Here is a 13,948-nt window from a genome sequence, read left to right on the forward strand (position 1 = left end):
GCTTGTTCCAGAAACGGAATCAGGGCGAACACGGATGTTCACCCTTCAATACCGTCAGCTTGCGTGGCTGTTCAGCCCTTCTTGGCTGCGACCAGCTCGTCAATCTTGGCGCAGAGGTTCTTCAGAACGAAGTATTCTTCGGTCGGAGCCTTGCCTTCGTTAACTTCCTGCGTCCACTGTTCCAGCGGAATCTTGATGCCGAAAGCTTTGTCGATAGCGAATACGATGTCGAGGAAGTCGAGGCTGTCAATGCCAAGATCGTCGATGGTATGGCTATCCGGCGTGATGGTGTCACGGTCGATTTCGCTGGTTTCGGCGATGATGTCGGCGACTTTGTCAAAAGTAGAGGACAAGTTTCGATTCCTTTATTCTTGGCGATGCCTCAACAGGCATGCGTCTGAGTATCTGCGCGTGTCTAGCGTGTTTCCGGCGATAGGGAAAGTCATATTGCTTTCACAATAGCCAGAGCGTTAATTGCGCATATAAGGTGCCTGCTAGGCTAAGCGCAACATAAAGCGAATTACAAATTTTTGAAATATTGTTGGAAAAGAGTTGTTCACGGTTCGCTTCTTACGCGCTTTATGAAGTACCAAAGCCCGACCGCAGTACAGGCAAGCATCACAATCGCGAGCGCATATTGTACCGGTCCATTGCCGGAAGCGATGGCTGCGAGACCTGATGCCGCACTTCCCAGAGTTCCCAGTGCTTCAGGGTGTTTAAGCACAGTCTTAACCGCCGTATCGCATTGCTTTGCTTTGGGTGAAGCATTGGCATTCGGTTTGGCAAGTTCTGTCACAGTTGGTTTCGCTGCCAGCATCAATGCGCGTGACCGAACCCGTTCAACCCGGGCCAGCCAGCCTGCGCCAAATGTCGAAGCTGTGGACAATCCTTTAAGCCAGGCGGCGCGAGCATCGCAAAGCGCATTGATAACCGCCTCGGGAGAGCGGCCGGAAAGGGCGGAAATCGTTTTGACGCCGATGACCCCATCCTGGGGCATGTTGAGGGTGGCCTGCAATGTTTTGGCAGCTCTTCCGGGGCCGGAGTTCACAGCAAAGTCGAACACAGCATAATCAATACCTGACGGAAGACTGTCACCGTCGATCTTGTTCCAGAATTGCTGTTGGTAGATTTTCGTTGCGGTTGAGCTTGAAAGGCTCTTCACGTCGGCAGCCGAAACTGTATGGCCTTCCCATGCGGAAAGTGTAGACAGAGTAATTCCCATATTCGTGGCGCCGCCGGGATCGCGAGGATTGTCAACATAGCCACCTTCTTCACTAAAAATATAGGGTATAACTTTTTGGAAATTTTCCTTCATTGCTAAAATTCCTAATTTATATTATGAAGATAAAGTAAGTATTGTTAATATGGTTAGTTTAAACTATCATGTGACGGAATAATATTTATTTGTTTCTGTATTACCGAATAAAATTGGATCCTAGTTTGGTTCGAGCTAAGCGGGTATCGATAAGATTATTCTTCAAATAGAGATGGTTAAGCCGGAGTGGCGATTGAATTTTTTCAAGGCGTGGATAGCGCCAGCATCTTGAGACGCCCTTGGTATAACGCGCTGATTTGATGCACTCAGATCAAAATGCATTCCAAGGGGCAGTGTTGCTGCGAATGCCTCTTGCGCAGGTTCAAATGATACGGCTTGATGCGGCTCTCATAAATGCATCAAAACGGGCGAACAAAGTGACATCGGAAATTTTCGGATATGCACCGGACGGGCAGGCGGTTCATCGGCTTACGATCGCAAACGGTCCACTTGAAGCAAAAATCATTACATGGGGCGCATCCATACAGGATCTCCGCATGGAAGGGCATGATGCTCCTTTGGTCATAGGTTATCGTGACTTTGCGGATTACCCGGCGCATTCGCCCCATTTAGGCTCGATTGCCGGCCGTTTTTCCAACCGCATCCGCAATGCGCGCTTTGTGCTCGACGGAAAGGTCTATGAGGTAGAGCCGAATTTTCAGGGAATCCACAATCTGCATGGCGGCAGCAAAGGTCTCGGAAATCGTGTCTGGAAAATCACCGGCTCAGGTGCTGATTTCGTGACACTTGCGACGCTTGCGGCCGATGGAGAGATGGGTTTTCCGGGTAATCTCAACGTGAGCTGCACTTATATGCTCAACGCAAAAGGCACATTGATTGTGCGTTTGGAAGCAGTGACCGATAAGCCAACAGTCTGCAATCTATTGCATCATAGCTATTTCAACCTCGACGACGGCGGCGAAGGCGATATTCTCGATCACCAGCTCAAGATTGAGGCTGATGCCTATATGCCGGTCGATGAGGCACTGATTCCTGATGGGCGTGTTTTGCCAGTCAAAGGAACGGCTTATGATTTCCGGGATTTCCGCCCTATCCGTTTCGAAGAGGACGGCAAACAGGTCGAGTATGACAGCAATTTCTGCATGACGGCTGCGCGCGGCCCGTTACGGCCATGCGCTTCCGTTAAAGGAGCTCGCTCAGGGATTAGGCTTGATATCGAGACGACAGAACCCGGTGTTCAGTTCTACGCGGGCAATACGATGGCGAATGATTGCATTGGCCTGACCGGAAAGCCTTACGGCAAACATGCAGGTTTTTGCCTTGAGCCGCAGGTCTGGCCCGGTTCTCTCGAATATCCATACGTGCCGCAGGCAATTCTCCGTCCGGGCGAAGTTTACGCCCAGACAAGCCATTTCACTTTTTCGCGGGATTAAATCACGCTGAATAAGCGGCGCGCGCTGTTTCCATGGGAGCAAGCGCGCCGCGGATTTCAACGACCCGAGCCGCAACTGCGTGGGCTTTGTGGGCAGCATCGACAGGTGACAGGCCTTCGAGGCGTGCAGCAAGATAACCGCCGTTAAAGCTGTCGCCAGCGCCTGTCGTATCAACGGCATTGGCTTTCACCGACGGAACAAGCGTTTGTCTGCCATCGGCAATGATGAGCGCAGGTTCGGTGCCGTCTTTGACCACGATTTCCTTCACACCCAATCCGATCAACCGATCAGCGCAGGCTTGAGCGGTTTCATCGCCAAATAGTGCCTGTTCGTCGGGGAAGGTCGGCAGGGCAATATCCGCGATCTTCATTGCTTCGCTGATGATCTTTTTTGCTTCTTCCCGATCCGGCCAAAGCTGGTGGCGGAAATTGGGATCGAAAGCAATAAGCGCGCCTTCCGCGCGGCATTCGCGCAGGGTCTCAAAAAGCGTTTCCCGGTGTTCTGCAAACACAATTGCTACCGAAATGCCGGAGAAATAAATCATGTCGCGCCCGGCAAGGCTGGCCTTCAGCGCCTGACGGTCGCTTGCAAGGCGCTTTGCAGCGGCATCGCTACGCCAATAGGTAAATGAGCGCTCCGCACCATTGAGTGTGATCGCATAAAGCCCGGGGTGTACGCCCTGAATGACCGGGCTTTGCGCAATGCCAATGCCATTGGAAGCAAGGAATGCCCGTTGCTTCTGCGAGAAATCGTCCTCACCGAAGGCACTGACTTAGTCCACGGGGTATGATTGCTCGGTCAGAGCGCGCATGTACCAGGCCGTATTCAGCGTGTCGCCGGCATATCCCATGCGCCATTGATCGCCATCATTGCCTGAAAGCTCGATCATGCACTCACCGATCGACGCAAAACCACCCATAGTCATCTCCTCATTTTTAACCGGACGTAGGCCTATACCAATTTGCCGTGATGTAAAATCCCGATGTCATCTACCCTTTATCGACTTGCCACATTCCGCGTGTAAGCATCGCGCCAAAAGAGGAATCACTATGCGTTACGCGATTTATTTCACGCCGCCGTCGGGCGATGCGCTTCTTAAAGTGGCTGCAAACTGGCTTGGGCGCAGCGCGTTTAGCGGTGAGGCGGTAAAGGTTCCGGCGATTCGCACTCTCGCCGCAGAAGATGTCGCAGCATTGACCGAAGAGCCGCGTCGTTATGGTTTTCATGGGACGCTGAAAGCGCCTTTCCGGCTGGATGAGGCATATCAGGAGAGCGATCTGCTTTCGGCGCTGATGTATTTTGCGTCATCAAGCGCACCGTTTGTTATCCCGCGTTTGAAACTGCAGGGCATTGGCCCGTTCTTCGCACTTGTGCCTGAAGAACCGGTTGCAGAGCTCAATCAGCTCGCCAATGACATCGTAGTGTCATTTGATCGTTTTCGTGCGCCTTTGCGTGACGCGGAAATCGCCAAGCGCCGTCCAGAGCGTCTCAGCGAAGCGCAGCTGCAGAATCTTGACCGTTGGGGCTACCCTTATGTGTTCGACGAGTTCCGCTTTCATATGACGCTCACCGGTCCGGTGGATGAGAAGCAGCGCTCACAGGTGGAGCGCACGCTCGACGATTTTTTTGCACCCGTGCTGGAGGATCAGGTCGAGGTAGCCAATGTGGCTTTGTTCGTTGAACCAGAAAAAGGTGCACCGTTTGAGATTCATTCGCTGCATCCGCTGACGGGTGGTAATAAGGTGTCGAAACGGTCTTCACGGGCCGTGGGGAGGCCTTGAAGAATGACGACGGAAACAGTTCTTAAAAATGCAAATATCGTGTTGCCTGATGAAGTTATCAGCGGCACCGTTAAAATCGTTGATGGCATTATTGTCGACATCACGTCTGGTTCGTCCGTATCTGGCGAAGATATGGAAGGCGATTATCTGACACCCGGTCTGGTGGAATTGCACACCGACCATTTGGAAGGCCATTATGCACCGCGCCCGAAGGTGCGTTGGAACCCGATTGCAGCAGTTCAGGCCCACGATGCTCAGATTGCAGCTTCCGGTATTACGACCGTGTTCGATGCATTACGGATCGGCTTTGATCAGGAAGCGCAGACGGGCATCGATGATATGCGCAAGCTATCTTCGGCAATTGCTGAAGGTCGGGAAGCGGGGCGCTTGCGTGCGGATCATTTTCTGCATTTGCGCTGCGAGGTTTCAGCGCCTGATTGTTTGAGCGCATTCGAGCGCTTTGGCGTTCACCCGCTGGTAAAGCTTGTGTCGCTGATGGATCATGCACCCGGACAACGCCAGTTCACGGATATCGAGACCTACAAATCTTACTATATGAGCAAGCTCAAGGTCTCGGAAGAAGAGTTCATTCGCTATTGCGAAAAGCGCATGGGGCTATCGCAGCAATATTCGGCTTCGACGCGCAAAGCGATTGCCAATGCCTGCACGGAACGTGGCATTGTCCTTGCCAGCCATGACGATGCAACAGTGGATCATGTTGCAGAAGCAACGGAGCAGGGCATTCGCGTGGCCGAGTTTCCGACCACGCATCTGGCCGCAAAGGCATCGAAAGAATCCGGGATGTCTGTTCTGATGGGCGCGCCAAACGTGGTGCGTGGCGGCTCGCATTCCGGCAATGTTTCGGCGCGAGAACTGGCCGAAGCGGGGCATCTCGACATCATTTCTTCGGATTATATCCCGGCAAGCATGATGCAATCGGCGTTTTTCATGGCTGACGTGATGGATGCAATCACGCTCCCACAAGCAATCAAATTCGTTTCAAGCAACCCTGCGAAGGCTGTTGGTCTTCAGGACCGAGGCGAAATTGCTATTGGTAAGCGTGGCGATCTGGTGCGTGTGCAGATTGCCGAACATGTGCCGATCATCCGTACTGTTTGGCGTGAAGGACGGCGCGTGATCTAGAGCGCATCCCGAAACGTGCGAAGCGGTTTTCGGAACAAGATGCGCGTAAGAACAAATGGATAGAGCATTTCCAATGGTTCAATCAAAACAGGAAATGCTCTAGAGAGCCGTGCGCCCTGTTGGGCGCACAAAGGTCGCTCTTAAAGTGCCGTTCTCATCATATCAAATAGTGGCGTCTGCCAGCGAAAGTATTCCTGTTTCAGCATCTACTGACAGCTTCAACTCTTTATAGCTGTTGATGCTCTTATGCGATGTTTCTGGTGAATGCGGATGTGTGGCAGTCACAACAACGACGCGTGCGCCAGCAGTTTCGCCGGCAACAATGCCCGCAGGCGCATCTTCAAACACAAGACAATTGTGCGGATCGAAGCCAAGCCGCTTTGCGCCCAGCTGGAAGCATTCAGGGCTTGGCTTTCCGCGCTGAACATCTTCAGCGGAGACGATTGTTTTTGGCATTGGAAGGCCAGCAGCCTGAAGACGACGGCGAGCCAGCTCGATTGGCGCAGAGGTTACGATTGCCCAGCGGTCTTCGGGTAGCGAGTTCAGGAAGTCCAGCACGCCTTCAATCGCGACGATACCATCAAGATCTGCCATTTCCGCATCAAGCAGGATTTTAGCTTCCGTATCTGGATCAAGATGTGGCAAGCCGAGCCGACGGACAGTATCGACCGCACGCACGCCATGAATTGTTGGAACAAATGTTACCGGATCAATGCCATGACGGATGGCCCATTGGCCCCAGACGCGCTCGGTTGCAGCAATAGAGCTAAGCACAGTGCCGTCCATATCAAACAGAAAGGCGTCGAACGGCTTATCGAAGGGGGACAGATCGGTCAAAATAAGGTCCTCGGAATTTCATGCCAATTGTGGGCCAAGAATCGGGTGGGTTTGTTCGTCAGAGATCATAATGCGGAAATGCGAGCAAAGTCACAGTATTCGACGGATGAATCGCGTTTGTCATAGCGTGAGTATGAAAAATCAGATGCGCCACCTATATTGAGAGTGCTGGATCTGGCGACAAAACTTGATCATTTGCCATCTTTGTGGCTTTTTGCGCCACCTGACACCACCTCTAAAAGACGAGAACGAATAGCGGCGTGAATCGCATTCTCAGGATTGTTGTTTAAATGACTGAAATAACAGATAAAAATCGCAATTATCCGGACTATCGGTTTTCGGTCGCGCCCATGCTCGACTGGTCGGACAGGCATTGTCGCTATTTTCATCGCCTGTTTTCCAAACATGCGCTGCTTTATACGGAAATGGTTGTGGCTGACGCCGCGATCCACGGCCCGCGCGACCGTCTCATGGGGTTTGACAATACAGAACATCCTATTGCTTTGCAGCTCGGTGGCTCTGATCCCGTAAAATTGCAGGAAGCGGCACGCATCGGCGAAGGTTTCGGTTACGATGAAATCAATCTGAATGTCGGATGTCCGTCTGATCGCGTTCAATCGGGAACGTTCGGCGCCTGCCTGATGCAGACACCTGATGTCGTTGCGCGTTGCGTTGCGGCGATGAAAGAGGTTGTTTCTGTGCCGGTCACAGTGAAATGCCGGATTGGCGTTGATGACCAGGATCCAGAATCTGCACTTGATGCCGTTGCAGATCAGGTGCTTCAAGCGGGCGCAGATGCGCTTTGGGTTCATGCCCGCAAAGCATGGCTGAAAGGCCTGTCACCGAAAGAAAACCGCGATATTCCGCCACTTGATTATGACCGTGTTTATCGCCTCAAGCAGCGTCTCAATACGCCGTTTGTGGGCATCAATGGCGGTATAGGCACGCTGGAAGAAGCTGCTTTGCATCTCAACCATGTAGATGGCGTCATGTTGGGGCGTGCCGCTTATCATAATCCGGCGCTTCTGGCTGACGTTGACCAGCTCATCTATGGTAGCGCCGAAAAGCCGAAAGACATCGCGGAAGTTATTGAAGCCATGTGCGAATATGTCGACCGGCATATTGCCGATGGAGGCAGGCTTTCACATATAGGTCGCCATATGGTTGGCCTGTTCATGGGGCAACCCGGTGCACGTCGTTGGCGCCAAATATTATCGACCGATGCGACCAAACCCGGTGCAAACAGCGATGTGTTGCGTCAGGCTTATGCGTCCGTCATCGAAGCGTGCAACGAAGCAGCCTGATTAGAGCGCTGATTTGCTTCATTCAGATCGAAACGCGCTCTAATCCATCATGATCAGCTGGTCGCCGCGAACGCTGAAACCACCAAGGGTCTGAAGGAAGTTCATGCCGAGCAGGCTGCCGGTCATTAGACCTTCCTGTGTCACCATCGCTCGAATATCGTGCCGCTGAATGTCGCCGATCTGTAGGGTCGCGATTGTGATGCTGGCTGCAGTCGCTCTGCCGTTAGCCGTATTGATCGGCACATTATAGGCAAGGGACGATGTGTCGATACCTGCCCGCTCGGCATCTTCCTTGGAAAGCACCACTGACGATGCGCCCGTATCGACAAGGAAATGCACACGGGCATCGTTGACGCGACCATTGACTTCAAAATGACCGCTAGCCGATTTTGCCAGCGTGACTGTCAGTGATCCATCAGATGCACGACCAGAAATCGGGCTGCCTGGAATAAGGCCAGCTGTTATGCGACTTCCAACGTCCTGAAGCTCATAGCGATATTGATAGGCTGCAACGAGACCGAGAATAATGACAGCCCAAACAGCCATGTTGCGCACGAAGTCGGTAAGTTTGATACCGGAGCCGAGCAGACCAGCTGCAAGCACAACGCCCCATATGCCCATATAGGCGGCTTGACCGAAGGCGTCATTGGCAATGCCAAGCGTTGTGCCGCTGTCATTATTGGCCATCAGTAGCAAAATAACGACTGCAATGGCTGCAATCACAATCCAGAACAAACGCCCCATCAGCCTTCCTTCTTTTCCAGTCTTTCATGTCGCGTCGGTAAAAGCGCCATGATTGCTCGCCGTTCGTCTTGGCCCATGGAGGACCAATCGGCAATTTCATCGAGTGTGCGGGCGCAGCCAAGACAGAATCCTGTCCGACTGTCGATTACGCATACCAGAATACATGGCGATTCGATTGTTGCCGTGTTCATGAAATGAATGTGGTTGCCTCAAAGCGCGCTGACAAGGCCAAGCAGCACTGCAGCAACGCCAATCTGTTGAGCGGCACCCAGTGTATCACCTGTTTGCCCGCCAATTTTCGCAGTGCAGAGCTTTGCAAAGCCGAAGATCAATACAATGCTGAAGAGCAGAGCTTTGATAAAACCTGCAAGACCGGCGACCGGAATAGTCGTCACAATAAGGATGCCAAGTCCCAGCGAGCAGGCGCAGACGAGGGTTTCCCAGCTTGGTTGCCCAAGGTTATCGGCGAGTCCACCGGGGCGTGCGGATGGCAGCCCATACCAAAGCGAGAGCATGGCAGCGCGGCTTGCAGCTTCTGCACCGATAAGCGCAAGTGCTGCATAGCACGGACCTGCGCGATCAATGATAGCGGCCAGCAGTGCCACCTTGAGGCCTGTCCAGATGATGAGTGTCAGTGCTGCAAAGGTCCCAATGCGTGAGTCCTTCATGATGTCGAGGCGACGTTCTGGGTTGGATGAGCCAAAAAAACCGTCCGCTGTATCACCCAGCCCGTCTTCGTGCAGTGCGCCGGTCATGGCGGCCAGTGCGCCAACGGCGATTAGGCCCGAAACAACCGAAGGCAGGCCGAGATGATCTGAAACCAGAAGGGCGATACTTGCCAAAAGGCCAAGAACAGCGCCAGCCAAAGGAAACGCACGCAAGCTTTTCCGGAGCGAATCGCCCATGCTATCGTCAGTTGTGGTCAGCCAGTTTTGAGGCAATGGCAAACGGCTAAGAAAGCCCAGAGAACGAAATGTGTCTCTTATAAAGCTATTTCGCTGCAACGATTTGCTCCGCTTTAAAACTACAACGTCGACTGGGTCGAATATTTGCGGCCAATAAGGCTTGGCGCAAAGAGGTGATTTGAAAATTTGATTAAGTGCTTATAGGACGAGCACAACAGTTTTGCATCCTCCATTGATTGATTGGACTAGACGATATGAGCGCCAGTGGCCTTCCTTTTGACGATTTTCGCGAACTCATCCGCAATCTGCCGGGGCCTGATCTTGGTGCCGAAGCAGCTGTACGAGCACGAGACGCCACTCTGACCAAGCCTGCTGGCTCGCTCGGGCAGCTTGAAGAAATTGTTGCTTGGCTGGCTGCATGGACCGGCAAGTCCATACCGCAGATCAATCGTCCGCTGGTCGCAGTTTTTGCTGGCAACCACGGCGTAACTGCCAAGAACATCACGCCATTCCCATCAAGCGTTACTGCGCAGATGGTGGAGAATTTTGCGGCAGGCGGTGCAGCAATCAATCAGATCTGCATTGCACATGATCTTGGCCTAAAGGTTTTCGATCTCGCACTGGAGCATCCGACGGGCGATATCACTGAAGAAGCTGCAATGGACGAACGCACCTGTGCAGCTACCATGGCATTTGGCATGGAAGGCATCGCGGGCGGTACGGATCTTCTTTGCATCGGTGAAATGGGAATCGGCAACACCACGATTGCCGCTGCAATTTCTTTGGCGCTTTTCGGTGGCACTGCTGAGGATTGGGTCGGGCCAGGCACAGGTTCAACCGGTGAGCTTCTGCAACGCAAGCTTGCTGCTGTTCGTGCTGCGGTCAATCTTCATCAGGATCACCTCAAAGACCCGCTGGAAGTGCTGCGCCGTCTGGGTGGCCGAGAAATCGCTGCTATGGCAGGCGCAATCCTCGCTGCACGCATGGAAAAAATTCCGGTTATCGTCGATGGTTTTGTCGCAAGTGCCGCAGCAGCAGTACTTTATGCAGCAAACCCAACGGCTGTCGACCATTGCCTGTTCGGCCATGTATCTGCTGAACCGGGCCACAGGCTGCTTCTGGAGAAGATGGGCAAAAAGCCACTTCTCGATCTTGGGATGCGTCTTGGCGAAGGTACGGGTGCTGCTTTGGCTGCAGGGATCGTCAAAGCCGCAGCGCTTTGCCATAGTGGAATGGCAACATTTGAACAAGCTGGTGTCACAAGTTCCACAAAATGAACACAAAAAAGCCCGGAGTTTTCCGGGCTTTTATGTGGCTATAAGCGCTTAATTGCTCTCTTTATCGAGCACCATGTAGTCGAGCGGAAGCTCGGTCGTGTACTTGATTTGCTCCATCGCGAACGACGAAGAGACGTCACGAATTTCGATCTTACCGATCAGACGCTTGTAGAATGCATCATATGCAGCAATGTCCGGTACCGCCACGCGCAGAAGATAATCAACGTCACCGCTCATGCGGTAAAACTCGATAACTTCAGGAAATTCCTGAACCACTTCCGAGAAGCGCTTGAGCCATTCATTGCTGTGCGAGCTGGTGCGGACAGAGACGAAGACCGTTACGCGCGTGTTGACACGCACTGGGTCGAGAATGGCGACACGGCGTTTAATGACGCCGTCTTCCTCAAGTTTCTGGATGCGGCGCCAGCAAGGGGTCGTGGATAGGCCAACCTTTTTGGCGACATCAGCGACCGCCAAAGTTGCGTCTTCCTGCAGCAAGCGCAGTATTTTTCTATCGAGCCTGTCCATACGTTTTTAATCCCGGTATTAGAAATCGTTTCCCGAAGTGTCCGGATGAGTGAAACTTCATACCTTATCGTTTGCATTCGCTCGAATTTACAGGAAAAAAATTCCATTGAGAACTGAAGTTCTAAAAATTATTTTCCGGGATTAATCAGTTTGCGTATTTTCTGCTGAAGAGCTGGTACGGTTTCCGCATCAAACCACGGATTTCGTTTAAGCCAGCCACTGTTGCGCCACGACGGATGCGGCAGAGGTAAAACCGTTCGACCATCGGCATTTGGCGATTCCATGAAGCTGCGCCAGTTCTGAACCGTTTGGGTGAGACTGGTTTTGCGCCATTCAGGCAAATGATAGGCAAGGGCGTATTGCCCGACGACGAGAATGAACTCCAGTTGCGGCATGGTGGCAAATACGCGGTCATGCCACGTCTGCCGACACTCTCGCCGTGGAGGAAGATCTCCGCCATGTTTGTCATAGCCTGGAAAGCAAAAGCCCATGGGCACAATTGCAAAACGTGCGGGATCGTAAAACTCTTCTCGCGTGGTACCGAGCCATTGCCGCAGACGGTCACCTGATGGGTCGTTGAAGGGCAGGGAGCTGTTATGCACGCGAATACCCGGCGCCTGCCCGCAAATGGCGATGCGTGCAGTATCCGATATGATGCAGACGGGATTGGGTTCGTGCGGCAAAGGCGGCAGATATTGAGGCGTGTCACGACAAATACGACACGCCTGGATCGAGTGTCTGAGCTCGTCCAGATTTTTCATTATCGCAGTGCCGCTCCGCATCAGAGTGAATTAATAAACGAAAATAGCCGATCTTTGATATAGTTGATGGTGCCGCTGATTACATCGGTTGATGGTGCCTTATGGCCTGTTTCGGGTTCAGCATTCGGCTTTTGGTGTTCCCTGCGCCATTGAAAGGGCATTTCAAAGCTGCCAGCCCATATACCGCGTTTCTCGCGACGGGCGGAAGCTTCTGCGCTGCGATAGTCGCCATAAGATACCGCCCAGCCTTGTTCCACCATCCACTGGTTGAGATCCGTATCGCCCAGATAGCAACGCCCGAGATCTCGACCATATTTATCAAAGCCTTCTTTTTCACACCGAATCGCGGCTTTGCCGATTCTGATTTTCAGCGCATCGCGGGCATCTCGACCGCAGGCATAGTCACTGCCTTCGATCCGACAGGTCTGCTCCATCTCAGGTGCGTCGATACCGAGAAGGCGGATATGTACCTTATTCAGTATGACTGTATCGCCATCAATGACATAGACTGATCCTGTCGCAGATTCCCGCGGCTGTCGGTTAACAGGTAGGGAAACAATGACGGCCCCAAGAATTAAAAAGATTAGTAAAGTTAAGAGGATGCCGCCAAATCCTCCACCCTTTTTTCGGCTTCTTGTTTGATATGGCCGCTTATAATAGCGCCGCCTTTTGTTCATTGTTTCATGCCCCCAATCGCGCCCCACACTTAACGCATCTGCAGCTTTTTGCGAAGTTCAGCGTATTTTGGATTGAAGATGCACGGCAACTTATTGGGATCAACTCAGAGCGGTTTTGTGTTGATTCAGCAACAGTCTTTACCATTGCTTTAGTCTAAAAAGACGGGACGCACATTTTGCCCATTTCCCGCCACAAAGGCACGTCACCGGATAGGAAAGGCAAAAGCTATTAAACACTTCTGGGAAACTTTGGTTCCCTCAGGACAGGCGAAAAATGAAGCAAGGCGCATTGTTATATAACGATCCGTTTTCGAGCAGTGGAAAGACTGCCTCAGCTTCTTTTTCTTATGCGCACAATAGCCGAGCTTTTTTCCGTCAAAATCGGGTCTCAGTGTTGACGAAAAGACAATGCATTCTGTCGTTTATGTCATCAACTTCCACCCAATGTGAAAGACCAGCGTTGTGATGCGTATCCGCAGTTTTTCATATCCCCTTATCGCTGCGGCACTTGGCTTGGCCATTGTCTGCAACAGCGCTTCGGCTTTTGATTTAAACGATGACTCGGAAAAATCACGCAGTCCGTTCGAGCTCTTCAAATTCGGTTTCTCCGCTTACAAAAGCGGCCATAAGGACGAAGCCATCAAAGCTCTTCGTTATGCTGCTGAACGCGGTCATCAGGGCGCTAAGTGGAAACTGGCTCGCATGTATGCCGACGGTGACGGTGTTGCCGAGAATGACTACGAAGCTTACCAGATTTTTGAAAAGATCGTCCGTGACGGTGCAGAACCAGGTTCCGAGAACGAGCCCTATGTTGCTGACGCGCTGGTCGCGCTTGCTGGTTACGTGAAAGTAGGCATCCCGGGTTCCCCGGTGAAGTCCAATCCAAAGTTTGCTCGCGATCTTTATGTGCAGGCAGCGTCGAATTTTGGCGATTCGGCTGCCCAGTATGAGCTCGGCAAGATGCTCCTGGATGGCGAAGGCGGTGAACGCAACTCTGTTCAGGCTGCTGGTTGGTTCCAGTTGGCTGCCAAAAAGGGCAATGCCAGTGCCCAGGCAATGCTTGGAAACATGCTCTTTCAGGCTGGCAAGACCGTTCGTGGTCTGGCTATGCTGACCGCAGCATTTGAACGCTGCCCCACGGAAGATTGCACATGGATCCGCGATATGCAGGAACAGGCATTCTCAATTGCAGGTGAAGCAGATCGCCGTAATGCCATTGCTCTCGCAGGCGACTATGCCGTCAAGGGCGACTACTAATCATGCTTTATTCCTTGAACTGATC

Annotated in this window: 15 protein-coding genes and 1 pseudogene; 6 read left to right on the plus strand and 10 right to left on the minus strand. The window is 52.4% G+C overall.

The features are described from left to right. Positions 1-71: 71 nt before the first annotated feature. Positions 72-353 (minus strand): acyl carrier protein, encoded by a 282-nt coding sequence (locus CEV34_RS13355; protein ID WP_007874646.1) that lies wholly within the window; start codon positions 351-353, stop codon positions 72-74. Positions 354-556: 203 nt separating this feature from the next. Further along, the gene (locus CEV34_RS13360) at positions 557-1,315 is read right to left on the minus strand and encodes a glycoside hydrolase family 108 protein (RefSeq protein WP_007874647.1); all 759 of its coding nucleotides are present in this window, start codon (positions 1,313-1,315) and stop codon (positions 557-559) included. A 377-nt stretch (positions 1,316-1,692) separates the two neighbouring features. Here CEV34_RS13360 and CEV34_RS13365 point away from each other — a divergent pair, with 377 nt between their 5' ends. Continuing rightward, positions 1,693-2,709 (plus strand): aldose epimerase family protein, encoded by a 1,017-nt coding sequence (locus tag CEV34_RS13365; protein WP_007874648.1) that lies wholly within the window; start codon positions 1,693-1,695, stop codon positions 2,707-2,709. Position 2,710: 1 nt separating this feature from the next. Here the strand turns inward: CEV34_RS13365 and CEV34_RS13370 are convergent. After that, positions 2,711-3,628 (minus strand): annotated as a pseudogene (locus tag CEV34_RS13370) (sugar kinase). Positions 3,629-3,758: 130 nt separating this feature from the next. Here CEV34_RS13370 and CEV34_RS13375 point away from each other — a divergent pair. Both CEV34_RS13375 and CEV34_RS13380 read left to right on the plus strand, forming a co-directional pair. Then, positions 3,759-4,490: a DUF1045 domain-containing protein gene (locus tag CEV34_RS13375; protein ID WP_007874650.1), complete on the plus strand. Its 732-nt coding sequence runs from the start codon at positions 3,759-3,761 to the stop codon at positions 4,488-4,490. Positions 4,491-4,493: 3 nt separating this feature from the next. Then, positions 4,494-5,633 carry an alpha-D-ribose 1-methylphosphonate 5-triphosphate diphosphatase gene (locus CEV34_RS13380; protein ID WP_094543769.1) on the plus strand — a complete coding sequence of 380 codons (1,140 nt, stop codon included), beginning with the start codon at positions 4,494-4,496 and terminating at the stop codon, positions 5,631-5,633. Positions 5,634-5,795: 162 nt separating this feature from the next. Here the strand turns inward: CEV34_RS13380 and CEV34_RS13385 are convergent, their stop codons facing one another. Further along, the gene (locus CEV34_RS13385) at positions 5,796-6,470 is read right to left on the minus strand and encodes an HAD family hydrolase (protein WP_007874652.1); all 675 of its coding nucleotides are present in this window, start codon (positions 6,468-6,470) and stop codon (positions 5,796-5,798) included. A gap of 290 nt (positions 6,471-6,760) precedes the next feature. On the opposite strand from CEV34_RS13385, the gene dusA reads away from it, so the two are divergent. Further along, complete coding sequence (dusA, locus tag CEV34_RS13390; protein ID WP_007874654.1) at positions 6,761-7,774, plus strand: tRNA dihydrouridine(20/20a) synthase DusA; 1,014 nt, start codon at positions 6,761-6,763, stop codon at positions 7,772-7,774. A gap of 39 nt (positions 7,775-7,813) precedes the next feature. On the opposite strand, the gene CEV34_RS13395 is transcribed toward dusA, so the two are convergent. From CEV34_RS13395 to CEV34_RS13405, 3 genes are read right to left on the minus strand one after another with little or no spacing between them, the layout of a single operon-like run. After that, entirely contained in the window at positions 7,814-8,518 is a 705-nt protein-coding gene (locus tag CEV34_RS13395; RefSeq protein WP_007874656.1) for a TIGR02281 family clan AA aspartic protease, read from the minus strand. After that, positions 8,518-8,709, minus strand: coding sequence for a DUF1289 domain-containing protein (locus CEV34_RS13400; protein ID WP_007874657.1), 192 nt, complete (start codon positions 8,707-8,709; stop codon positions 8,518-8,520). The genes CEV34_RS13395 and CEV34_RS13400 overlap by 1 nt, the downstream gene beginning before the upstream one ends. Before the next feature lie 18 nt (positions 8,710-8,727). Continuing rightward, the gene (locus CEV34_RS13405; protein ID WP_039859691.1) at positions 8,728-9,522 is read right to left on the minus strand and encodes an adenosylcobinamide-GDP ribazoletransferase; all 795 of its coding nucleotides are present in this window, start codon (positions 9,520-9,522) and stop codon (positions 8,728-8,730) included. A 155-nt stretch (positions 9,523-9,677) separates the two neighbouring features. Between CEV34_RS13405 and cobT the strand changes: the two genes are divergently transcribed. Beyond that, on the plus strand, positions 9,678-10,700 hold the full coding sequence (cobT, locus tag CEV34_RS13410; protein WP_007874662.1) for a nicotinate-nucleotide--dimethylbenzimidazole phosphoribosyltransferase: 1,023 nt from the start codon (positions 9,678-9,680) through the stop codon (positions 10,698-10,700). 48 nt (positions 10,701-10,748) lie between these two features. Here the strand turns inward: cobT and CEV34_RS13415 are convergent, their stop codons facing one another. From CEV34_RS13415 to CEV34_RS13425, 3 genes are all read right to left on the minus strand, one after another. Next, a complete protein-coding gene (locus tag CEV34_RS13415; protein WP_007874663.1) occupies positions 10,749-11,228 on the minus strand; it encodes an Lrp/AsnC family transcriptional regulator in 480 nt (159 codons plus the stop codon). Positions 11,229-11,356: 128 nt separating this feature from the next. Continuing rightward, a complete protein-coding gene (locus CEV34_RS13420) occupies positions 11,357-11,989 on the minus strand; it encodes a uracil-DNA glycosylase family protein (protein ID WP_007874664.1) in 633 nt (210 codons plus the stop codon). Positions 11,990-12,009: 20 nt separating this feature from the next. Continuing rightward, positions 12,010-12,666, minus strand: a complete 657-nt coding sequence (locus CEV34_RS13425) for a thermonuclease family protein (protein WP_007874665.1) — start codon at positions 12,664-12,666, stop codon at positions 12,010-12,012. A gap of 465 nt (positions 12,667-13,131) precedes the next feature. On the opposite strand from CEV34_RS13425, the gene CEV34_RS13430 reads away from it, so the two are divergent. Continuing rightward, positions 13,132-13,923, plus strand: coding sequence for a tetratricopeptide repeat protein (locus CEV34_RS13430; RefSeq protein ID WP_007874666.1), 792 nt, complete (start codon positions 13,132-13,134; stop codon positions 13,921-13,923). Positions 13,924-13,948 lie beyond the last annotated feature (25 nt).

Source organism: Brucella pseudogrignonensis, assembly GCF_002252525.1.
GTDB classification, from domain to species: domain Bacteria; phylum Pseudomonadota; class Alphaproteobacteria; order Rhizobiales; family Rhizobiaceae; genus Brucella; species Brucella pseudogrignonensis.